We start from the raw sequence: 23,615 nt of genomic DNA, 5'->3' as shown, positions 1-23,615 counted from the left end.
TAAGCTAGTTGACAATGAAATCACCATTTGCATTATAAGCATTTTGCCTTAAAACAGGCATTTTCAAAATCTCATATAAATCATCAAGTTTTACCAAACTACCATTTACCATATTGGACAGTAGGACTACGGTAATATCATTCGTCAGATCCCGCACATATAAATTACGAAATCCATGCCACCAACCAGTATGATAAACTATTTGCGCCTCTTTCGGTGAAAAGGTACGCCAACCATAACCATAGCTAAAAAGACTACGCCTTGCGTCACTACGAGGCACATACGCGGAATCTAACATAGCTTTACCGATTACCCGCCCCTCTTTTAATGCAATATCGAGCAGGAATAAATCTTGCACTGTGCTGTAAATTCCCTTATCTCCCACGGGGCCATCCAAATAATTTTGCACTACGGATCTCCTCCACACCCTATCGTGACCAATAACATCCGTCGGAATTTTATCATAAACCGCTTTAGATAATACAGCTGTATTTTTCATTCCCGCTGGATCAAAAATCGATTCTTTCATATACACCGCAAAATCCTGCTTCGTTACCTTTTCTATAATCGAGGCTAGTACCATAAAATTGGAGTTATTGTAGTGGAAGCGCCCATCAGGAGCACCGTATCGCATTGGCTTATGCTCTATAAGTAAATTCATCGCATCCATATTGCTCATTGCTTTTGTCCTATCCTTCCAAGCCTCCTCCGAAAAATAAATATAATTCGGCAGACCACTACGGTGGCTCAATAGCATCTGAACCGTGACACCGGGGTAAGGAAAATCAGGAAAAAAATCATTCACTGTTTGCTCCAATCGTAGTTTCCCCTCCTCCACTAATTTCAAGACCGCTAATGCCGTTAATGGTTTCGAAACAGATGCTAGCTCAAATCTAGAGGCAATCTTCAAACTATCTTTATGAAGATAATCTGCCCAACCAAATGTATTTTGATAAATTATCTTCCCTTTTTTGGCTATCAGTACATTTCCGTTAAAAGCCAATTTCCGATGTAAATTCTGCATAAAGGCGTCTAATTCTTTGTCTCCATCCGCCGGATTATACAGAAGCGCAATACTGTCCTTCTCTTGTTGCTTTTGCTGCTGCTTCTCTATTTTCTTCTGCTTCGCTGCCGGCGATGAACAGGACACCAAACCTACAAACAAACTGATAATTAAGATCTTCAAAAAATGTATACTCACTAAACTGCCTCTCAAATGTACTACGGTTTAAATTAAATAAATGCTACTGTTCCAAATTAATATTTATTAAAGGAAAAATCAAGGATTATTCTCTATCGTTTATAAAAAAAGGACATCGTTCTATAGATGTCCTTTCCTTTGTCGTAATATTAAAACACTTACCCTTACGCTAGAAGCCTGATTGGTGCTTCTAACAAGCCTTTCAATGTTTGCAAGAATGCTGCTCCTGTAGCTCCGTCAACCACACGATGATCACAACCCAGCGTCAGCTTCATCACATTGCCAGGAACAACAGCACCATCTTTTACGACCGGAACTTGTTGTATCGCGCCAACAGATAAAATAGCCCCATCGGGCGAATTGATAATAGATGTAAACTCATCTATTCCAAACATACCGAGATTGGATACCGTGAACGTCGAACCTTCCCAATCTGATGGTTGCAGTTTTTTAGCTTTTGCTTTTTGGCCATACTCTTTCACTTCAGCAGAAATGTGAGACAACGATTTGCCGTCAGCAAAACGCACAACCGGCACCAATAACCCGTCTTCTACAGCCATCGCTACTCCGATATTCACATGCTCACTAAAGCGAATCGTATCCCCCTGCCAAGAAGAGTTTACAGCAGGATGCTGTTTTAACGCTACAGCAACCGCTTTAATCACAATATCGTTAAACGACACCTTTACAGGTGCCACGGTATTAATTTGACCACGCGCTTGTATCGCATTGTCCATATCTACTGAAATTGTCAAATAGAAATGCGGCGCTGTGAATAAAGATTCCGATAATCGACGAGCAATCGTTTTACGCATCTGTGAAACTTTTTGCTCCGTGTATTTCTCTTCACCGATATATTGCGGCAAAGCTATTGTTTTAGCTTCTGCACTTGCAGCAGCAGATGTAGGTGTCGAGGTTTCTTCTTTTGCTTTGGGAACAAAGTTTTCCACGTCTTTCTTCACAATTCGTCCCCCCTCAGCAGAACCTTTTACATCATTTAGATTGATACCTTTATCTTTCGCGATCTTGCGAGCCAAAGGTGAAGCTTTTACGCGCGAATCGTCTGACACGCTAGAAGTCGCTGTTGACGAGGAAACATCTTCCTTTTCTTTCACTTGCGTCTTTTCTTGCTCAGCCTCTTCCGATTTCGACGCTTTCGGAGCGCTTGATTTCTGTTTTAATAAAGGCGTTACATCAGTCCCTTCAGGCCCCACAATAGCAATAATATCATTTACTTTCGCTGCTTGTCCGGCCTCCACTCCGATGTACAATAATGTACCTTCCGCATAAGCCGTTACTTCCATCGTTGCCTTGTCCGTTTCCACATCTGCAATGGCATCGTCAGACTTTATGGTATCTCCTACTTTAAAGTTCCATTGAGCAATCACCCCCTCTGTCATTGTATCACTCAATAACGGCATCGTAATAACCGTACAATCTAAGTCTTCCGCTGAAACAGATGACGAATCATCATCTGCATTGTCTGCGGGAGATTCTTCATCTTTCCCTGGAGCGTCTTCCTCTTTCTTATCTTTCTTGTCAGAAGATGAGGCATCCCCACCTTCCAAGAGAGCCTTATAATCTTCTCCCTCTTCGCCTAAAACCGCAATTACAGCATCAACTGCTACCGCTTCGCCTTCTTTGGGTCCTACATACAACAATGTCCCCTCCTGATAGGATTCAAAATCCATTGTTGCTTTATCTGTTTCAACTTCAGCGACTAAATCACCAGAGTTTACCTTATCACCGACTTTTTTGTGCCATTTAGCGATTACACCTTCGGTCATGGTGTCGCTCATTTTCGGCATTCTTACTACTTCAGCCATATTGTATAGTAGATTATATCTTTAAGTTAAAGTAATTCGCGAAATCATTCCTTTATAAAAGGATAATCCTCTTGTACATACACATCTTCATAGATGGCCGAAGGGTCCGGGTAAGCAGACTCTTCTGCGAATTTCACAGCCTCATCTATTACTTTTTTCACTCCAGCTTCTACTTCCTTAAACCAATCCTCATCCGCATATTTATTTTCCATAATTGCGGCTTTAGTGGTAATCAAGGGATCTTTTCCCTTATACTCCTCCAACTCGTCTTTTGTGCGGTATTTTGCAGGGTCTGACATCGAATGACCTTTATAACGATATGTGCGGATTTCCAAGAAAGTAGGACCTTCCCCTGCGCGCGCGCGTTGTACAGCCTCGTCCATAGCATTGTGTACAGCAACTGGATCCATTCCATCCACAGGTGCACTAGGCATATCAAAAGCATGCCCCATTTTATAGATGTCCATCATATTGGTTGTACGCTGTACCGAGGTACCCATAGCGTACCCGTTATTCTCACACACAAATATAACAGGCAATTTCCACAACATCGCCATATTAAAGGCCTCATTTAAAGCTCCCTGACGAACAGCACCATCACCCATAAAACACACATTGACATTATCATTTCCCAAATACTGTTCGGCAAAAGCAATACCAGCGCCCAAAGGAATCTGTCCGCCGACAATGCCATGTCCTCCCATCATCTTATGTTCTTTAGAGAAGAAGTGCATCGAACCACCTTTACCTTTCGAACAACCTGTCACTTTACCAAAAAGCTCGGCCATACACTCATTGGCAGACATACCTTTTGCCAGAGCATGCGCATGATCACGATAAGAGGTGATAACAGAATCTTCTGGTCTGGTAGCAGAAATAGTACCTGCCATAACAGCTTCTTGACCAATATAAAGGTGACAAAATCCGCGGATTTTTTGCTGACCATATAGTTGACCCGCCTTCTCCTCGAACTTACGCATAAGTAACATGGACTTATACCATTCTAAGTATGTTTCTTTTGTTATAGGTGTTGAACTCATTTTGAAGTATTGAATTTCTTAACTAATCCGACTACAAATCTAATCATTTATAACGATATATCGGACAATATTTCCATACGAAATAGTGATTTTTTAGGAATGTAGCCCATTAAGTCAGAAAAGCGATTAGCTGCTCCAGAGAAACATTTTGTTGCTCGCCCGATGTCATGTCCTTCAATGAATACCTGTCAGATGCTATCTCTTCCTCTCCCACCAACAATACATATGGAATTTGCTTGCCGTCTGCATACGCCATTTGCTTTTTCAGCTTGGTCGCTGCGGGATAAAACTCCGCTGCAACACCAGCCTCCCGGAGTTGAAATAGTAATGGAAGTGTATGTTGATAGATTTCTTCTCCAAAATTCGCGATAAGTACGCGAGTCGAAACAGAAGAGGAAACGGGAAAAAGCTTCAATTCTTCCAAAACATCATAAATACGATCGGCACCAAATGAGATACCAACTCCTGTAAGATCTTTTAATCCGAACATTCCGGTTAGGTCGTCATACCTTCCTCCGCCACCGATACTCCCCATAGAAACTTCGTTTGTCTTTACTTCGAAAATACAGCCCGTATAATAATTCAATCCACGCGCAAGAGTAATATCTATTTCGACGGCACTATCCAATAAGTCCGGAACACTAAAATTTCGCACATAATCGAACACCTCCTCTATCTCTGCGACACCTTGCAAACCTATAGAAGAAGCGACCAAAATCTCTTTTAAAGAAGCTATCTTTTCAGCGTTAGAGCCGTCAAGCATAATAATCGGTTTCAACACATCTAAATCCGTCTCCGTAAAACCTCGCCCAAGCAACTCCTTATTTACACCTTCAAGACCAATCTTATCTAGTTTATCGATGGCCACCGTCATGTCCACAATCAGCTCCGGTTTGCCTATCACCTCGGCGATGCCCGATAAAATCTTACGATTATTGATTTTAATCGTAAAATCCTTTAGTCCCAGGGCTCGCAGAGCTTCTTGATAAATCAATACAAACTCTGCTTCATTAAGCAACGATGGAGACCCTACAACATCGACATCACATTGATAAAACTCGCGATAACGTCCACGTTGAGGTCTGTCTGCCCGCCATACAGGTTGTATTTGAAAGCGCTTAAAAGGGAGCAATATTTCGTGTTGGCGCATAACCACATAGCGCGCAAAAGGCACAGTCAAATCATAACGAAGTGCTTTTTCGGAGATATAAGGGATTAGCTTGTTGGATGATTTTTCCTTCAGCAAATCCGCTGGTGTTTTTGCCAGATAATCGCCCGAATTGAGTATTTTGAAAATCAATTTATCCCCCTCTTCCCCGTATTTCCCAGTTAACGTGGATAAGTTTTCGAATGAGGGGGTTTGAATTTCACTATAACCAAATTTCTCAAAGACAGCCCTTAGGGTATTGAATATATAATTTCGATTTGCCATTTCCCGAGGCGAGAAATCACGCGTTCCTTTTGCTAATGATGGTTTGATATTTGCCATACGGCAAAGGTAATTATTTTCTTTGTTCTTTTTCCTCGTGAAAAAGAACCAAAACCGAACGAAGTGAGCTCATGAACCGCGTGAAATGAGGTCATGAGTACCATTGAAAATAAAAACTTATGAATAATTCTGGTTCAGACGACATCAAAGACTTTCAGTTCCTCGCAGGCCTTTTCCGCAGCAAGTTTTTCAGCACTTTTCTTATTAAAATCCTTTCCGATTCCTTGGACTTCGCCATTAACAACAACTTTCACCGTAAACAACTTTGGAGATTCTCCAGGAGGATTTTCGACAGGTACAAACTGGATGTCCTTTCCAAAATGCTGGCACCACTCGATAAGCCGGCTTTTAAAATTGGTCTCGGTGATTTCCAACATATGAATATCAACATGGGGCTTGATAATCCTTGTTAATAGAAATTCGCGCGTAAATGAGTATCCTCTATCCACATATACCGCCCCAACAACTGCTTCGAACGCGTCGCCAAGCAAAGACCCTTGTTTATTTGGGTAGCTAATCATACGGGCGTCATATTCTATCAATTCGTTAAATCCCAATTTTTGGGATAATTGGTTTAAGTTAGCCCGGCTAACAATTTTAGATCGAAGTTCGGTCAAAAAACCTTCATCTTTGTAAGGATACAACTTAAATAGCAGTTCGGCAACCACACTACCTAACACCGCATCTCCTAAAAACTCGAGTCTTTCATTACTATTCTTTACACCACCTTTGATCGTAGTTGCCACCGATTTATGCCGGAAAGCCATTTGATACAACTTAATATTCCCCGGAACAAATCCAAGAATATTCTTTAGTTTACGAACGTAAGCTTTATATGGTGAAAAGTATAAATAATATATCCTCAAGAAAGGCATTAAGTATATAATAAATAAGTAATAGGCAGTTTCTCTTCGAAACCACCTATTATTTGTACTTTAATAATCTCTTAATATACAATATTAGGAGTGGTATTTCTTTACAATAATGGATGCATTGTGGCCACCGAAACCAAATGTGTTGCTCAATGCAGCCTCTACCTCCCGTTTCTGAGCCTTATTAAATGTAAAGTTTAGATTAGGATCAATCTCCGGGTCATCCGTAAAATGATTAATAGTAGGTGGTACAATATCATTTTTTACTGTCAAAATAGAAGCAATAGCCTCTACAGCTCCAGCCGCCCCCAGAAGATGTCCTGTCATGGATTTTGTCGAACTGAGGTTCATTTTATATGCATGTTCGCCAAATAACCCGATAATAGCTTTTGGTTCACTGAGATCCCCAACCGGTGTAGATGTACCGTGAAGATTGATATAATCAATATCCGAATACTCGAGCTCTGCATCCGCAACAGCCATGTTCATCGCTAATTTAGCCCCCAGCCCCTCGGGATGAGATGCGGTAATGTGGTGGGCATCGGCACTCATACCACCACCTGCGACTTCAGCATAAATTTTAGCTCCACGTGCCAGAGCATGTTCCAGACTTTCTAGGATAATAGCTCCGGAACCTTCACCCGAGACAAAACCATCACGATCTTTGTCAAATGGACGAGATGCCGTTTTAGGGTCGTCATTGCGGGTAGACAGCGCATGCATTGCATTAAACCCACCTATCCCGGCTTCGTTTACCGTCGCCTCAGATCCACCAGTGATAACGATATCAGCCTTACCCAACCGAATATAGTTAAAGGCATCAATCATCGCATTTGTGGCAGAGGCGCAGGCAGAAACTGCCGAAAAATTTGGCCCATGCAAACCATAGCGCATAGAAATATGACCAGGAGCGATATCAATAAGCATCTTCGGGATAAAGAAAGGATTGAAACGAGGTGTTCCGTCTCCTCGGACAAAGTTTGCCACTTCTTCCGTAAAAGTCGTCAGCCCACCAATGCCAGCTCCCCAAATAACACCGATTCGATTTCTGTCTAATTTATCGAATTCTAATCCAGCATCCTGTACGGCCTCATCTGTAGAGGCGATAGCATACTGAACGAAAGGATCGACCTTGCGAGCCTCTTTGCGATCCATATAATTATGTGGATCAAATCCCTTCACTTCACAAGCGAATTGGGTCTTAAATTTTGATGCATCGAAATGCGTAATAGGAGCAGCGCCGCTCACACCATTAATCAATCCGTTCCAATAACTTGAAACATCATTTCCTAAAGGTGTAAGGGCGCCTAACCCTGTTACAACTACTCTTTTAAGCTCCATTAAATATGTTTGGCCTAATAAATTAGTTATTAACGTTCTTTTCTAAATAAGAGATAGCTTGACCTACTGTGCTAATGTTTTCAGCTTGATCATCTGGAATAGCTACGTTAAATTCTTTTTCGAACTCCATGATCAACTCCACTGTATCAAGTGAGTCTGCACCTAAATCATTCGTGAATGAAGCTTCTGGTGTTACTTCTGCTTCGTCTACACCTAACTTTTCAACGATAATTGCTTTTACTCTTGATGCGATATCTGACATGATTTTATAATTTAATTGTTTAATAAATCTGTGCAAAGAAAAATAAATTTCCCCAATTATCAAACCCTTTTTTGAGTTGATGATGGGAAAGAAGAACGTTCAGACTCCGTAATCCGTCCAAAAACCGCTGCCATACAGAGCGTATCCAATATTAACAATTTTTTTTGTTTATACCAAGAACTTTAAAACCAACCGGTGTTTTAAGCATAAAAATAAGTAAAAACGTGCTTTACAGGTGTTTTTTTCCTAATTTCGAAAACTGTGAGCATAACAAAAAAACATCTGACACTGGACCTCGATTTTGATATCGAACTCGATTTTGCTTTGATTGGTATCAGTTCACCACTTCGTGATTACAGACTCTGTCATTTTCTATATAAGCATACCGGTTTAGCATTTGTACGCGGAAAAGAAGATTATGTAGACCATAAAGGATATGTAAAAGAAAAAGATCGAGATGAAATGGATTACCATATCGTATACGAGAAAAACAAACAAAAAAAACTCCTCAAACACTATTTTACAATTTACCGCTACTGTGACAACAACTTTGAATTCGAGTTCTATATCATAAACAACCGTAGTTTAGAGGGGGTATTTCTCCTACCGGAGCTTCCAAATTTCGACTATTTTTTAATCATCAAACACTACATTGACCGAGACGACCTTCGCAGGTTGTTAGCGGAGATCAAAGACATCAGCGAGGTTATTCTTGCTAAAAAGTTAGATCCAGGTTCATTGAAATCCAAAGAAAATCTTATATTTTAGCACTTTAAAACGACACAAAGTGTAAAATTTACACTTTCTTAAACCTGACTTATTAAACAGATTGCTATTTTTGCACTATTCTGTTACTTCATAAGAAGATAAAATATACATAAATAAAACACTGTAAATGAATAAGATTCAAAAAAGGACAAAAATTGTCGCTACATTAGGTCCGGCATCGTCGGATAAGACAATATTGACCAACATGATTGCAAAAGGAGTGGATGTTTGCCGTCTTAATTTCTCTCACGGAAGTCAAGACGACCATCTTAAAGTCATAAAAACCATCCAAGAAATCAATCAGGAACATCCCTTTAACGTTGGAATTTTGGCAGACCTTCAAGGTCCTAAAATTCGTATCGGAAAAATGAAGGAAGGTGGCGCTATCTTAATAAATGGCACCGAAGTTGAAATCACAACCAAGGAACTCATAGGCGACGAAAAGCGTATATATATAACCTACGAAAACTTTCCAAATGATGTTAAAGAAAATGAGATTATCTTATTAGACGACGGGAAGTTACAATTGAGAGTCATCAGCACGAACCATAAAGATACGGTAAAATGTCAGGTAGTGCATGGCGGCGTATTGACCTCCCGCAAAGGAGTCAACCTTCCTAACACAAAAGTTTCCATTCCATCTCTAACAGAAGAAGATTTAGATAATCTTCATTTTGCTTTGGACAATGGGGCCGATTGGATTGCCATGTCTTTTGTGCGCTCAGCAGAAGACATTCATCAATGCAAAGAAATCATTAAAGAAAAAGGAAGCCATGCGTTAGTGATTGCTAAAATAGAGAAACCTGAAGCAATAGATAATATTGACGCCATTATAGAAGCAACTGATGCAATTATGGTTGCTCGCGGAGATCTCGGTGTAGAGATGCCAATGGAAGTGGTACCTGGCTTACAGAAGACAATCGTACAAAAATGTCGTGACCTTTCAAAACCGGTTATCATTGCGACGCAGATGTTGGAAAGCATGATTACCACGCCACGTCCTACTCGAGCAGAAGTAAACGATGTTGCCAATTCTGTCTTAGATGGTGCTGATGCTGTGATGCTAAGTGGAGAGACATCGGTCGGCGAATTTCCAGAAATTGTCATCGAAACAATGGCAAAAATAATTATCCAAGTAGAGCGCACCTCTTATCCGTATTACAGTCACAAAGACAGTGTTCACGCCAATACAACACGAATACCGGACGCCATTTGTAGCTCCTCGATTCATCTTGCCAAAAACACCAATGCATCCGCTATAGCCGTTATGACATCGTCAGGCTATACTGCATTTGAAATCTCAAGTTATCGCCCGAACACCGATATATATGTCTTCACCGGCAATAAGAAGTTAATAAATTTATTGAGCTTAGTATGGGGAGTACGGGTTTTCGTATATAGCAAGTTTGAGAGTACAGATGGAACTATTCAAGATGTAAACGGTTTACTTAAAGAGCTAAATCTGATATCTCCAGGTCAGATTGTCATCAACACCGCCTCTACACCGTTGCATCAAAAAGGCAAAACAAACACCATCAGGGTGTCTCAATTGGATTAACATGGAGGTAACTCACAAAAAAGCGTAGATTTAAAATCTACGCTTTTTTTGTTTTTTGTATCAAATCTATTACAAGTGTCGTTTTAACATGATTTTATCCATTTTCTTCTTTTCTTTGACCTACTAGCTTTGATTAATGAAAAGGTGTACACTTATTTTTCTGTGCCTAATTAGCCATTACCTGTTTGCACAGTCCATACAAGGAGTAGTTGTTGACCAAGCAGATCAAAAGGAATTGGAGAATGCTTCCATAGTTCTTTTAGATACAGATTCCATCATGCGGTATTTCACACGCGCCAACCCGAGCGGGAAGTTTAACTTGGAAAAAATTAAAAAGGGAGAATACTTGCTATTAGTTACCTATCCCAAGTTCGAGATTTATAGCCAATCATTAGAAATAGAAGACGACAATATTGATCTGAAAACAATCGGAATCAACTCGCAATCCAATGTACTTGAAGAAGTTGTCATCAATCAAAAAATCCCCATTAAAATCAAAGGTGATACAATAGAATACGATGCAGGCAGTTTTGAAACGGAAAAGAACGCCAAACTAGAAGATCTCTTGCGTAGGCTACCCGGATTAACCGTATCTGCTTCCGGTGAAATAACAGCACAAGGCAAAAATGTATCCAAAGTTTTAATCGATGGAGAAGAATTTTTCGGTTATGATCCCAAGATTGCCATTCGTAACGTTAGAGCAGATGCAGTTGACAAAGTCCAAGTATATGAACGAAAGTCTGAAGAAGCAGAATTGACGGGCATTGATGACGGTGTAAGACTTCAAACGGTCAACGTAGTATTGAAAGAAGAAGCTAGGCGCGGCATATTTGGAAATGCCAATGCGAGTACAGGAACGAAGGGACTATTTGACTTTAACGCATTCGCGGCGAAGTTTAACAGGTCCGAACGCCTTGCCGTCACAGGTAACTGGAATAACATGGGCAATAGCGGGGATGCCAGCCGGATCCGTATGAATAATCAAATCATTGGACACCCTATGCATAAAAGTGCTGGAATAAATTACGAAAACAACTTCTTTGAAAAAAAGCTGCACTTAACCTCAAGTTACAATTTCACGAATAATGGTACGGCAAACGAGTCCAACAGTTATAACAAACGTGTATTGAACGACAATCAGACACAGGAAACTACACGAGAAGGAGCCTCGGAAAATGACAGTAGAAACCATGCCTTGCGTTCTCAAATTCGTTACCGAATCGATTCAATAAGCAATTTAAACATCCAGCTGAACGGCAGCAAAGGACAACAGACGACTGCTTCCCACTCCTCTAGCAGCACGTTGCGAAATGAAAACATAAAAGCAAACGAGTTCGAAAGCCAGAACAATAATGAAAGTGATAACGAAAACCTTAATTTACGAGTAGACTATCGAAGGCGATTAAATAAAAAAGGTCGAAGTTTAAATCTTCATCTTAATACACAGGTAGACAACTCAACATCCACCAACCAAGTAAATGAACAAACAAATTTATATGACGCACTTGGTGCTATTCAGGATACAGTCATCGTTGACCAAACACGTTTATCCGAAAATAAAAGCAATAATCTCGGGGCATCGGTTAACATCAGTGAGCCTATAACAAAACAATTAAACCTTACATTGGGCTACAACTTCAATACCTCTGCTCGAGATGCCCTCGTCAATGCATATAATAATGATACCGACGCTACCCGTATCTTGGATAGTCTCTATTCAAAAAACGAAACAAATAATGCACATACCAATGGTATGAATATCAACTTAAACTTCCATAGCGATAAGTTCAATGTAAATCTATCCAACCGTTTAACGCACAGACACCAGGAACTAACGGACAGTTATCGGAATATTGGACTGTCCCGAAACTTCTGGCAGAACAATTTAAATGCAAATGTGTCCTATAGAATAACAAACAACAAGAATCTCACATTGGGTTATCAAAACAACACAAATGTACCTAGCTTTTCGCAGCTACAACCTATCCAACCGCCTACCAACGAATTGTATCGGCAACTTGGAAATCCAGATTTGAAACGGGAAACAAACAACAATATAAACTTCAATTTTAATAAGTTTAGCCTATTGAAAGCTTCATCCTTTAACATGAATGCAAATGCGGGCTTCACGAAAAATGCCATCGTCAATCGGTCTATCATTGACGACGAGGGAAGAACAACGACAACATTCGTCAATATCCAGGATCATGTTAATTGGAACGGACGTGTTCACGCCAACTATACCCGTCCGATCTTAAATGGTAGTGTCCAGTTTGGTCCGTTTACATCGATACAATTCAGCAATAACTATGGATATATCAATGGCGAACTCAATCGCAGTAATAACACAAATGCTAATGCTGGGATCAATGCAAATAAGCAAAACTCGAAAAACATAGACTTTAACCTCAATCTAAGCCTCGGGGTGAACAATGAGGTAAATACGATACAGAGTCAACTCAATAACACTGCATTTCGATCTTCAGCAAATACCGACTTAAAATACTTTTTACCCTTTAAATTTAGCCTAACTCAAGTGTTATTCTATAGCTATACGGGAAAATCCAAAGTTTTTCCAGAGCCTATCCAACAGTTCTACATGAACTTGGAACTTACACGTAAACTGCTAACAAACGAATCGCTGTTACTGAGCATTAAAGCTTTCGACGTATTTAATAGCTTTAACAATACCAATCGTTCTTTTAATAACAATAGCTTTTCCGAAACACAACAAGAAATGATTACACAATATTTTATGGTTGGTATGAAATGGGATTTTAACAAGAATTTAGGAAAGAAAAGAGAAGATTAAAAAATGAGCAAATTTATTTTATTGGTTCTCGTTCTGGTCTACTGCTGTATCGACACAATAGCCCAACACGCTTACTTCCCATCCAAAGGTATTATCAGCTTCGAAAAAGAAGTATATATAAGGGCTAGAATCCGCGAAATGAGCACCCGACAGGACGGCAGAAACCGGGGCATGATGATGCGTTTTGGCGGCAATATTGATGACGTTCCCGAAAAAAACTCGTCCATGTTTACACTGCGGTTTGACAACGACCAAACACTCATGATTCCAGCTGAAGTCGAAGAAACGACCGAAAACGCCACGACCTCCGGTCGCGGTAGAGCCAGCAGCAGAAACACCAACCGTAGAGGGGGAACGAATGTCCGACGAGCGGCAAGACCCGGTGAGCATAAAACATATTACCAAAATTTCCGTGAGGGCATAAGCGAATTGGAGCTGGAGCTGGACGAAAAATATCTATTACAGGATTCATTACAACAAATTACCTGGCGTTTTACAGATGAGTACCGAAACATAGCCGGATATGATTGCCGGCGCGTCAATGGTGCCACACCAGACTCTCTTTATATAGTTGCATTTTACACCGACCAGATCCCCGTATCCGGCGGGCCTGCATTAGTACACGGACTCCCCGGCATGATTCTGGGTCTCGCTATACCTGAAATGCATATCAATTATTGGGCGCGAAAAGTAGATTTTGTGGTAGACAACGTACCGAATCAATGGCGAGATAAAAAAAGTAAGCCCATGACCATGAACAACTTTTTCGATGCGTTAGGTAATAATAGGGTTTTCGGAGGAGGTTCCAATCCACAGCAACAACGGCGAAACTTACTGGAAAATTTGATTTATTAAAGGGGCTACGTTAGATTTCTTTTTAATGCTTTAGGTAGCGCATTATAAACCAGCGCATAGCTGTCATCAACAAATATTTTTAGACGCTCATCCGAAAGTTGCCGATTACAATAGACGGTATTCCAATGCTTCTTATTCATATGATAGCCAGGGATAACGGTTTCGGGGTAATTTAAACGCAAGTCAACGGCTACATCGGGATCGCATTTCACGTTGAAACACAAAGACTCTATTTGATCCAAACCGACTAATAGAAATACTTTTCCGCCAACTTTAAACACTAACGTATTCGGGCCAAAAGGTAGTTCTTCCGTTACCGCCGGCTTAGCAAGACAATATTCCCTTATATCTTCTATGTTCATTCTCTAAACAATCAACCCAACTGCGCTAGCAACTCTCGTTGTAACTCCTCTCCTTTATCCTCGTTATACCATTTCTGCATAACCTCTTTGATTTCGTCGAAAGACTTTCCTTCGTCTTTCATCTGTATATATAGGCTCTGTAGCGATTGTGGACGCGGCCCCCATATGACCTTATCATGCCCGACATCGTTCCGGATGATAAGTTTAGGAATGGATTTACTTCCGTGGGTAAGATAATCCTCAATAAGGAACGGCTCCGTATCTCGGAGCTGTATTTCAAAATCGATATTTGGATTATTTTTGACAATCTGATAAAGCTGTGGTACCGAATGGGCGGCATCTCCACACCAAGGCTCTGTAATTACAATCCAATGTTGCGGTTCGGTAATACTCGCTACTACATTTTTCATCGCATCATTCGGCTCAAACCGCTTAAACCAGCGATTCATTCTCGACCAATTTAACTTCGTGTAATTTAAATATTCCGCATCTCCGTAGGGATCATACTCCTCCGGCGACGCCAAAATCTGTTCAAAATAGCTTAAGTATTCCTGAAAGGTCATGTTTATTTTCGTCTTACCTGACGAATTTACTAATTTATTCTAAGTAAAAAAATATTTTAGCAGTATGTTATGCCGTATAGCGGCATCCATGTTCATATTATGACAGTTTGACAGAGAGAATTGAAAGAAAAACGACATAAAATACATTTTTATGACGATTTTAACGTTGGCACAAGTGTTGTTAAAGATATAGCATCTTATTATAAGACAACGTTAATTACTAATTCGTAAATATAAAAAACAAGATATGTCAAAAATTATTGGAATCGACTTAGGTACTACAAACTCATGTGTTGCCGTGATGGAGGGTAACGAGCCGGTAGTTATTGCAAACAATGAAGGAAAACGTACCACCCCTTCCATTGTTGCTTTTGTAGAAGGTGGTGAACGTAAAGTGGGTGACCCAGCAAAACGTCAAGCTATCACTAACCCCGACAAAACAGTTTATTCTATCAAGCGTTTCATGGGTTTGTCCTATGATGAATCTACGAAGGAGAGCGATCAAGTGCCTTATAAAGTAGTAAAAGGTGATAATAATACCCCTCGTGTTGAAATAGACGACCGTAAATATACACCACAGGAAATTTCGGCGATGATTCTTCAAAAAATGAAGAAAACAGCAGAAGATTTCTTAGGCCAGGAAGTGAGCGAAGCCGTTATCACGGTTCCTGCATACTTTAACGACGCGCAACGTCAAGCCACAAAGGAAGCCGGTGAGATCGCTGGCCTTACGGTGAAGCGTATCATCAACGAGCCAACCGCAGCCGCTTTGGCTTATGGTTTAGATAAAGCCCACAAAGACATGAAAATTGCCGTGTTCGATTGTGGCGGAGGAACACATGACGTTTCCGTCTTAGAGCTTGGAGATGGTGTTTTCGAAGTTAAATCCACAGATGGAGACACCCACTTAGGCGGTGATGACTTTGATAACGTTATTATCAACTGGTTAGCAGAAGAATTTGCCAACGAAAACAACGGCTTCGACCTTAAAAAAGACGCAATGGCACTTCAGCGCCTAAAAGAAGCCGCTGAGAAAGCTAAAATCGAATTGTCTAGCACAACTTCGACAGAAATCAATTTACCATACATCACAGCTGATGCAACAGGGCCTAAACATTTAGTACGCACACTTTCACGTGCTAAATTTGAATCCTTAGCGTCAGATTTAATTCAACGCACGATAGAGCCTTGTAAGTCCGCTCTAAAAAATGCAGGTTACTCTACTTCCGATATTGATGAAATCATTTTGGTTGGAGGTTCTACGCGTATTCCTGCTATCGTTGAAGCTGTGAAAAACTTCTTTGGCAAAGAGCCATCAAAAGGTGTAAACCCAGACGAAGTAGTCGCGCTCGGAGCCGCTATTCAAGGTGGTGTTTTAACAGGAGAAGTCAAAGACGTCTTGTTGTTAGATGTTACGCCATTATCCCTAGGTATTGAGACCATGGGTGGTGTGATGACGAAGTTAATCGAAGCAAACACAACTATCCCAACAAAAAAATCAGAAGTCTTCTCTACTGCTTCAGATAATCAGCCATCTGTAGAAATCCATATCTTGCAAGGTGAGCGGCCTATGGCATCCCAAAACCGTACGATCGGACGTTTTCAATTAACGGATATTCCACCGGCACCTCGTGGAGTACCTCAAATTGAGGTGACATTCGATATTGATGCCAATGGTATTATCAAGGTATCAGCAAAAGATAAAGCTACCGGCAAAGAGCAAAATATCCGTATCGAGGCTTCTTCGGGATTATCTGAAGAGGAAATCCAAAAAATGAAGCAAGAAGCAGAGGCGAATGCGGAAGCAGATAAAAAAGTAAAAGAAGAAGCAGAAAAAATAAACACGGCTGACGCTTTAATTTTCTCCACGGAAAAACAGCTAAAAGAATATGGCGAAAAATTATCTGCAGATAAAAAAGGAGTTATCGAAGCCGGTTTAGAAAAACTGAAAACGGCCTATGCTGCAAAAAATTTCGCTGATATAGATACGGCCTCTGCTGAACTTCAAAATGCTTGGAATGCAGCCTCGGAAGAGATGTACGCGGCCTCACAAGGAGGTGCAGAACAAGCACAAGGCGACGCTGATCAGGCACAAAATAACAATAAACAAGGCGGTGACGACGTGCAGGATGTAGAGTTTGAAGAAGTAAAATAGTTTTGTTTTGTTAATCATACAGGTAAAAAGCCCCGGTGGAAAATCCACCGGGGCTTTTTTATGAAGCAATGAAGCAGCTGTTACCTTCGATTCTTATAGTGCCTTAGAATCCCTTTATCAAATACCGTCCAAATACCAGAAGGTAGATTCGCTTTTTTGAGCATTTTGTTTGTCCACGTATTACATGAGAAAAACAGGTTATAGGCTCCTCTTGCTTCATAAAAGGCATCGTTCAGCCCATACTGAGCTGTTGTTTCGATATACTTTGGATGTCCCGACAGGTCTTTATCAAGACTTTCCAAAATATAATCTCTAATAATGTTATACTGCTTTTTGTCAATCATCACCTTGTAACACATATCATTTTCTTGCACATCATAATAATAAGTAACGTGCAATGCTGTTTCTCCCATTCCTAGTGCAGCTACCAGCGCAGTGGATAATTTTAAATCCTTCCATTCGGGCGTATTCAAATAAAAACCTTTATCCCCCCAGCCTATTCCTACATAATGTTGGTTGAGGTTCTGTCCCTGTGTGTTTTCAAAAGGAAAAATGGAAAACCAGTTTATAACGTCATGCTCTACGGGCAAAACAATATCCGTATGTACACCATTGGACATTACATATATGAGAATGTCTCGAGGTTGGTCTTGTTTCTCGATTTTATATCCGGGCACTCTGGATAGAATCGCTTCAACGAGAAAATAAAGTACCACAAAGGCTATCAAACCTAAAACAGTTTTACCCAGAACTTCTGCAGTACCCTTCATAAATATCATATATCAAAACAAAAAAAGGTCAATTTTTCAATCAACCTTTTCAAAAATAACTTTCTCAAGATGCTAAAACAACTTTTCTGGATAGACTCCTTCTTTAACAAGATTCGAGATAGATTCCTGCACAATAGGTTTATCCTCTTTGTATGTCACACCAAACCATTTAGAAGATGTTGGAATGACCCGAAAGCTGGCCATGTTATTTTTCACCATATAATCTGGAACAGATGGAATAAAAAACTCCGATTTCGGATTGTCACCGTTCTCCTCCACAAATTTAGCAAACATGCTTTGAGCTACTTTAAAAATTCGTGGGGTAAAGCCCCAGAAGTTCATCGAAACTCTAGTATCCGGATCTAAATCATGCTGTTCCCCCCCTTCTTCATACACAATCTTCTTATTACCGGCATCATCTGTTACATAGTAGATATTTGTACGCTCCGTTACCGAAGCCATATTCCCCTCTCCATCGACATCACACACACCTCTGGAAACATACCCATAATCTGACATCGTATTACCGACCTTAAACCCCATTAAAGCCATCTTGTCATCCGTAACCTCATCACGTAAAAATGCGGCCATTTTCTCAAAGGCATCCTTGCCGTAGAAATCATCCGCGTTAATCACACAAAAAGGCTCACTGATATGATCTTTCGCACTCATCACAGCATGTGCCGTTCCCCATGGCTTCGTACGTTCGATTACCCTATCGACACCAAATTTCGTCAAGTCAAAACTCTGAAATGCATAGTCCACTTCAATCTTACCTCTCAGTTTTTCATCGAAAACAGCACGCATCTTCTCCAAAAATTCTTCGCGTATAATAAATACTACTTTTCCAAAACCCGCTCGAATAGCATCATATATAGAATAATCAATGATGGTTTCTCCGTGCGGGCCGAATCCATCAATCTGTTTTAACGATCCATATCTACTCGCCATTCCCGCGGCTAGAATTAACAATGTTGGTTTACTCATTATCTATTTGTTGTTATCGATTACATAATCCAAATCTAACAAAGATAGAAATTTATTCTATCTATTTTTTCTTAAATAGTGCGTTTAAAACCCCATTTGCCAATTTACCCAAAAGCTTCGCCCCCTCTCGAGCTAATGTTCTAGAGGCTTGCGTTTTAGCAGCTTCCATAGGTGTCTGTCTGGTACTTCGCCGACCTGAACCTCGGCTCATGGATTTCTGCGCTTCTTTCTTCGCTTTTTCCTGTTCCTCGTTAGCCTCAAAAACGGCCGTCTTCTCGTCCACAATTTCGGCAGCACTTCTCCGCTCTACCCGCTCTACCCGCTCTTGATATTTATCATAAAAATCCGAATCTGTCGTAATTTTATGATAAATTTCTGCTTGGCATGGTCCCATAACCGCTCTTGCAGGCACTAGATGTGTAGCTACTACTTCTGTAGGAATACCTTTTTCATTTAGAACTGTAATCAATGCTTGCCCCGTACCTAATGACGTCAACACCTTGTCGATTTCATAAAAAGGAGAATACGGATAGGTCTTCACTGTTTTCCGAAGGTTATCCGCATCATTAGGGGTAAAAGCCCGTAGCGCGTGCTGCAAACGGTTACCCAATTGTCCTAAGACCGAAGGGGGAATATCCGTTGCCGCCTGTGTACAGAAAAACACACCAATTCCTTTCGAACGGATCAAACGTATAATCTGTTCAACTTGTGTGAGAAAAGCTTTTGAAGCACCATTAAATAATAAATGTGCTTCATCAAAGAAAAAAACCAACTTGGGTTTATCCAAATCGCCTACTTCAGGTAATTTCTTGAACAATTGAGCTAAAAGGCTTAAAAGAAAAGTAGAAAATACCAAAGGTTGATCCTGAATATCCGAAATATTCAATAATGTAATTACGCCACGACCATCTACTCTATTGAACAAATCCTGGATATCAAATTCTTTCTCTCCGAAGATATGGGCTATGCCCTGTTGCTCTACGGCCACCATTTTTCGTAAAATAGTTCCGGAAGTTGCCGTGCTTATTTTGCCATAATCTTCCTTTATGTCTCCTGCTCCCGGGCCATCTGTCAAGTAAGTAAGCAGCTTCTTTACATCATTTAAGTCAATCAGTTCCCATTGCTGGTCTTCCGCATACTTAAATATGGCGGCCAATACACCTGTTTGCGTATCGTTCAAATCTAATATCCTAGCTAACAAGATAGGCCCAAAATCTTGTACGGTAATACGCATAGGCGCTCCTAGCTTACCACTAAGAGAAAATATTTCTAAGGGAAAATGTGCCGGTTCGAACGGAATTCCGACAAGCTGTCCGCGCTCTATCAATGCATCGTTTGTTTTCCCCTCTTCCGCCAGCCCAGATAAATCACCTTTGACGTCGAGCATAAAAACAGGTACACCTTTATCGGACAATTGTTCCGCAATTAATTGCAGCGTGCGAGTTTTCCCGGTACCCGTCGCCCCCGCAATCAGTCCGTGACGGTTCATGATTTTAAGTGCCAAGTTCACCTTAGCATCCGTAACCACCTCTTTACCGAGAATACCGGAACCCAATTGGATATATTCGCCCTTAGGGTTATACGAAGCTGTGATTTTTTCAATAAATTCTATAATAGACACCATACGAGATTAGTTAAATGCTCTCACTACAACAAAAATGCCACATATTTGTAACAATTTCAATTAAATAGAGAAAGATATGGATAATTAATAAAAAATTAACACTTATTGATTGATCTCTGTCTTTTTTCCAAAGAAAAAGTTGTATTTTTGAAAAGAACAAAATAAAAGAGCGTGATAACGAAAAAAACAAGGATTCTAGCTTCGAAACTATGCTTTGCTATCTTTATGACAAAGATGCTCATTTCGGCTACACCTATGTTTGTTAACGTTTTAGACCAGGGAACCATCCTACAAGTTGTTCTCCAATTAGAGATTGAGAATACTGCAAAAGGGAACAATACGTCCGAAGATCTCCATGAAACAGGAATGAAACTCTTCACAACCACTTCGGACTATCTATCCTTTTGTCCTATTATCGAAAATTTAGGCAAAGAAAAGCATTACCTAAAAAACGAAGGGCTTTTTAGCGTGTTCCATCCCTCCGTTCCTCCCCCGCCTCCTAATAGTTAATCCATTATCATACAAGGTCTTTAGTCGCTTTTCAACAGCTTCAATAGGATCTATCTGTACATGAACACGAACTCATGGCGGTTTTGGTAGCTTCTGTGTGTTCAATAGATAACGGATTAAAATTAAAATTTTATGTCAGGAACTCGTTTGTCCGCTTTTCTTAAATTATCGAAAAGGGACTTAAAATATGATTTCCCAGCTAGTATTGTAGTGTTTCTAGTAGCACTTCCGCTATGTCTGGGTATTGCAATGGCTTCAGGTGCGCCGTTGTTTGCAGGAATATTGACCGGTATAATTGGCGGACTGGTCGTTGCATCCATGAGTAAATCGCCTCTCAGTGTGAGTGGTCCAGCGGCCGGCCTAACGGTGATCGTACTGGGCGCAATTGAACAATTAGGTGCTTATGAAACATTTCTACTCGCTGTCGTCATCGCCGGTGTTGTGCAACTTATTCTGGGCATCATCAAAGCAGGTATGATTGGAAACTACTTTCCATCAGCCGTAATTTTGGGTATGTTAGCCGCTATCGGTATCACCATTATACTTAAACAGATACCGCTGGCTTTTGGGTTATCAGAAGAACATGCTTTCGAACTCGATGCTGGAGGGGGTATCGCCGCAATTCAAAACACGGTTTTATCCAGTGTCAATTGGGGGGCTACTACAATCTGCTTATTGTCTCTTGCGATCCTCATTTACTGGCCGAAAATCAAGGGTGTTAACAAAGTACCTGCACCGTTGGTCGTTGTTTTACTGGGCGTTGGGCTAGCTTCTGTTTTCCAAGGCTCTACCGTGCAACTCAATGCGGATCACTTCGTTGTCATTCCCGTCGTAAGCTCTTTTCAAGAATTCACACAATTATTCATTTTCCCTGATTTTACACAAATTCTGAATAAAGATGTCTGGATAGTTGCTTTCACAATTGCTATCATTGCCAGTTTAGAAACATTACTCAGCATTGAAGCCATCGACAAAATGGATCCTTTCAAACGCGTTACACCGACCAACCGGGAGTTAGTTGCACAGGGTGTCGGTAATATGACAAGCGGATTTCTTGGAGGTCTTCCGCTGACGTCCGTTATCGTGCGTTCTTCTGCTAATACACAGGCCGGTGGACGAACGCGGCAATCCGCTATGCTCCACGGTATCTGGCTTTTAGTAGCTCTGTTGGCTATTCCTTCGCTCATAAATTTGATACCTCTTGCGTGTTTAGCAGCCATACTTCTCCATACCGGCTATAAATTGGCAAATCCTAGTTTGTTTAAAAAAATGTTACGCAAAGGTTTGGATCAATTTATCCCGTTTTCCGCGACAATCGTAGCTGTGGTTTTTACGGATTTGTTGATGGGTGTAGGAATAGGTATCGTAGTCGCTCTTTTCTATATTATTCGTGCAAATATGCAAAATGCCTTTAAAATGGAAATCGGTGAAGAGAATGGTGAGAAAAAAGTTACTATGACACTTGCTGAAGAAGTATCTTTTTTAAACAAAGTTCCTATCCAACAGAAGCTTTATAGTTTACCAAAAGGCGTCCAAACTATCCGGATTGATGGGAGATATAGCAAGTTCATTGATAAAGACGTCATTGAGGTTTTAAAAGACTTTCAAACAAACGCGGTGAGTAAAGGCATTGATATCGAATTAGAATCCGTCACGTACAAGAAAGCGAATGGAACAATTACACCAGAGAAAAAAGTCGGTGTATAATTACAGAAAAAACAAAGATTTACAAAGGATATTCACAATAATGTGTTAAATTGCCTAGGTTGACATTCCGCGTACCAAACACTACCGTTCAGCCAGGGACAAAAACATAAAACAACAAATATAATTATGTTAAATAAAGAACTAGAATTAGGTTTTCAGAAAATATTAGAAGGCAACAGAGCTTGGGTAGAATTCGTTAAAAATGATACTTCGGGAAGGTTTGAGCAGTTAGCCAAAGGTCAGAGTCCGGAAATTCTTTGGATTGGTTGTGCAGATAGTCGTGTTCCAGCCAACGAGATAGTGGGTTCCCGGCCTGGGGAGGTATTTGTTCATCGCAACATCGCCAACATGTGTGTGCATTCTGACATGAGTATGCTCTCTGTTCTTGACTACGCAGTCAATGTATTAAAAGTAAAACACATTGTGGTGGCTGGACATTACGGTTGCGGAGGTGTAGCAGCATCCTTAAGCCGTCAGCAATTCGGCGTTATCGACAACTGGTTATGTCATATTAAAGACGTTTATCGTTTACATGCTGCAGAAATTGATGGAATTGACAATCATGAGGAAAAAGTAAACCGGTTAATAGAGCTTAATGTAAAAGAACAAGTATTCAATCTCTGTACCACATCCATTGTACAAAATGCTTGGAAAAACAACCAAAATTTAGCAGTGCATGGCATGGTCATTGACATTGCCACCGGGAAACTCATCAACTTAGATAATACTATTTCCAGTAACGAAAAGCTAGGCAAAGTATTTGCTTTTAAATAATAGCAACGGTTTAATATCAACATAATATACCAAAAGAGACGTTAACATTAACGTCTCTTTTGGTATATTATGATTTTTACAATGAAACCAATTCGAGTTCATTATAAAAATTTTAATTTCGTAAAATTTTACTTAACAA

General features: G+C 40.4%; 20 protein-coding genes. 8 read left to right on the top strand and 12 right to left on the bottom strand.

The features are described from left to right. Positions 1-4 precede the first annotated feature (4 nt). The 7 genes from H8B17_RS18825 to H8B17_RS18795 form a co-directional block, all read right to left on the bottom strand. Positions 5-1,201, bottom strand: a complete 1,197-nt coding sequence (locus tag H8B17_RS18825) for a serine hydrolase domain-containing protein (protein ID WP_317171071.1) — start codon at positions 1,199-1,201, stop codon at positions 5-7. Between the two features lie 164 nt (positions 1,202-1,365). Continuing rightward, complete coding sequence (locus H8B17_RS18820; protein ID WP_190310779.1) at positions 1,366-3,027, bottom strand: 2-oxo acid dehydrogenase subunit E2; 1,662 nt, start codon at positions 3,025-3,027, stop codon at positions 1,366-1,368. Positions 3,028-3,071: 44 nt separating this feature from the next. Next, positions 3,072-4,067: a pyruvate dehydrogenase (acetyl-transferring) E1 component subunit alpha gene (pdhA, locus tag H8B17_RS18815; RefSeq protein ID WP_190310778.1), complete on the bottom strand. Its 996-nt coding sequence runs from the start codon at positions 4,065-4,067 to the stop codon at positions 3,072-3,074. 109 nt (positions 4,068-4,176) lie between these two features. Beyond that, complete coding sequence (hisS, locus tag H8B17_RS18810) at positions 4,177-5,556, bottom strand: histidine--tRNA ligase (protein WP_190310777.1); 1,380 nt, start codon at positions 5,554-5,556, stop codon at positions 4,177-4,179. Positions 5,557-5,690: 134 nt separating this feature from the next. Beyond that, a complete protein-coding gene (gene rnc, locus H8B17_RS18805) occupies positions 5,691-6,431 on the bottom strand; it encodes a ribonuclease III (protein WP_190310776.1) in 741 nt (246 codons plus the stop codon). Between the two features lie 84 nt (positions 6,432-6,515). Then, positions 6,516-7,769 (bottom strand): beta-ketoacyl-ACP synthase II, encoded by a 1,254-nt coding sequence (fabF, locus tag H8B17_RS18800; RefSeq protein ID WP_190310775.1) that lies wholly within the window; start codon positions 7,767-7,769, stop codon positions 6,516-6,518. 22 nt (positions 7,770-7,791) lie between these two features. Continuing rightward, positions 7,792-8,031 (bottom strand): acyl carrier protein, encoded by a 240-nt coding sequence (locus tag H8B17_RS18795; RefSeq protein WP_105717695.1) that lies wholly within the window; start codon positions 8,029-8,031, stop codon positions 7,792-7,794. 261 nt (positions 8,032-8,292) lie between these two features. On the opposite strand from H8B17_RS18795, the gene H8B17_RS18790 reads away from it, so the two are divergent. From H8B17_RS18790 to H8B17_RS18775, 4 genes are all read left to right on the top strand, one after another. Continuing rightward, positions 8,293-8,799, top strand: coding sequence for an IPExxxVDY family protein (locus H8B17_RS18790; RefSeq protein ID WP_317171070.1), 507 nt, complete (start codon positions 8,293-8,295; stop codon positions 8,797-8,799). A gap of 127 nt (positions 8,800-8,926) precedes the next feature. Beyond that, positions 8,927-10,357, top strand: a complete 1,431-nt coding sequence (pyk, locus tag H8B17_RS18785; protein WP_190310774.1) for a pyruvate kinase — start codon at positions 8,927-8,929, stop codon at positions 10,355-10,357. A 136-nt stretch (positions 10,358-10,493) separates the two neighbouring features. After that, positions 10,494-13,169, top strand: coding sequence for a TonB-dependent receptor domain-containing protein (locus tag H8B17_RS18780; protein WP_190310773.1), 2,676 nt, complete (start codon positions 10,494-10,496; stop codon positions 13,167-13,169). A 3-nt stretch (positions 13,170-13,172) separates the two neighbouring features. Beyond that, positions 13,173-14,024, top strand: coding sequence for a GLPGLI family protein (locus H8B17_RS18775; RefSeq protein ID WP_190310772.1), 852 nt, complete (start codon positions 13,173-13,175; stop codon positions 14,022-14,024). Positions 14,025-14,029: 5 nt separating this feature from the next. Here H8B17_RS18775 and H8B17_RS18770 read toward each other — a convergent pair whose 3' ends face one another. Both H8B17_RS18770 and H8B17_RS18765 read right to left on the bottom strand, forming a co-directional pair. Further along, positions 14,030-14,386 carry an MmcQ/YjbR family DNA-binding protein gene (locus tag H8B17_RS18770; protein ID WP_190310771.1) on the bottom strand — a complete coding sequence of 119 codons (357 nt, stop codon included), beginning with the start codon at positions 14,384-14,386 and terminating at the stop codon, positions 14,030-14,032. 11 nt (positions 14,387-14,397) lie between these two features. Then, positions 14,398-14,949 carry a thioredoxin family protein gene (locus tag H8B17_RS18765; protein ID WP_190310770.1) on the bottom strand — a complete coding sequence of 184 codons (552 nt, stop codon included), beginning with the start codon at positions 14,947-14,949 and terminating at the stop codon, positions 14,398-14,400. 247 nt (positions 14,950-15,196) lie between these two features. Between H8B17_RS18765 and dnaK the strand changes: the two genes are divergently transcribed. Then, positions 15,197-17,104: a molecular chaperone DnaK gene (dnaK, locus tag H8B17_RS18760; RefSeq protein ID WP_190310769.1), complete on the top strand. Its 1,908-nt coding sequence runs from the start codon at positions 15,197-15,199 to the stop codon at positions 17,102-17,104. 80 nt (positions 17,105-17,184) lie between these two features. Here the strand turns inward: dnaK and H8B17_RS18755 are convergent, their stop codons facing one another. From H8B17_RS18755 to H8B17_RS18745, 3 genes are all read right to left on the bottom strand, one after another. After that, on the bottom strand, positions 17,185-17,874 hold the full coding sequence (locus H8B17_RS18755; RefSeq protein ID WP_190310768.1) for a TIGR02117 family protein: 690 nt from the start codon (positions 17,872-17,874) through the stop codon (positions 17,185-17,187). A 72-nt stretch (positions 17,875-17,946) separates the two neighbouring features. Next, entirely contained in the window at positions 17,947-18,861 is a 915-nt protein-coding gene (locus tag H8B17_RS18750) for a sugar phosphate nucleotidyltransferase (RefSeq protein WP_190310767.1), read from the bottom strand. A 61-nt stretch (positions 18,862-18,922) separates the two neighbouring features. Then, entirely contained in the window at positions 18,923-20,485 is a 1,563-nt protein-coding gene (locus H8B17_RS18745) for a helicase HerA-like domain-containing protein (RefSeq protein ID WP_190310766.1), read from the bottom strand. Positions 20,486-20,710: 225 nt separating this feature from the next. Between H8B17_RS18745 and H8B17_RS18740 the strand changes: the two genes are divergently transcribed. The 3 genes from H8B17_RS18740 to H8B17_RS18730 all read left to right on the top strand — a co-directional run bounded on the left by H8B17_RS18740 (position 20,711) and on the right by H8B17_RS18730 (position 23,476). Next, a complete protein-coding gene (locus H8B17_RS18740; protein ID WP_223816672.1) occupies positions 20,711-20,995 on the top strand; it encodes a hypothetical protein in 285 nt (94 codons plus the stop codon). A 132-nt stretch (positions 20,996-21,127) separates the two neighbouring features. Next, positions 21,128-22,702 (top strand): SulP family inorganic anion transporter, encoded by a 1,575-nt coding sequence (locus H8B17_RS18735; protein WP_190310765.1) that lies wholly within the window; start codon positions 21,128-21,130, stop codon positions 22,700-22,702. A 126-nt stretch (positions 22,703-22,828) separates the two neighbouring features. Continuing rightward, entirely contained in the window at positions 22,829-23,476 is a 648-nt protein-coding gene (locus tag H8B17_RS18730; protein WP_190310764.1) for a carbonic anhydrase, read from the top strand. The last annotated feature ends 139 nt before the right edge of the window (positions 23,477-23,615 follow it).

Origin of the sequence: Sphingobacterium arenae, assembly GCF_014692505.1 — a bacterium.
GTDB classification, from domain to species: Bacteria; Bacteroidota; Bacteroidia; order Sphingobacteriales; family Sphingobacteriaceae; genus Sphingobacterium; species Sphingobacterium arenae.
This window is presented reverse-complemented; position numbering and strand designations above follow the sequence as displayed.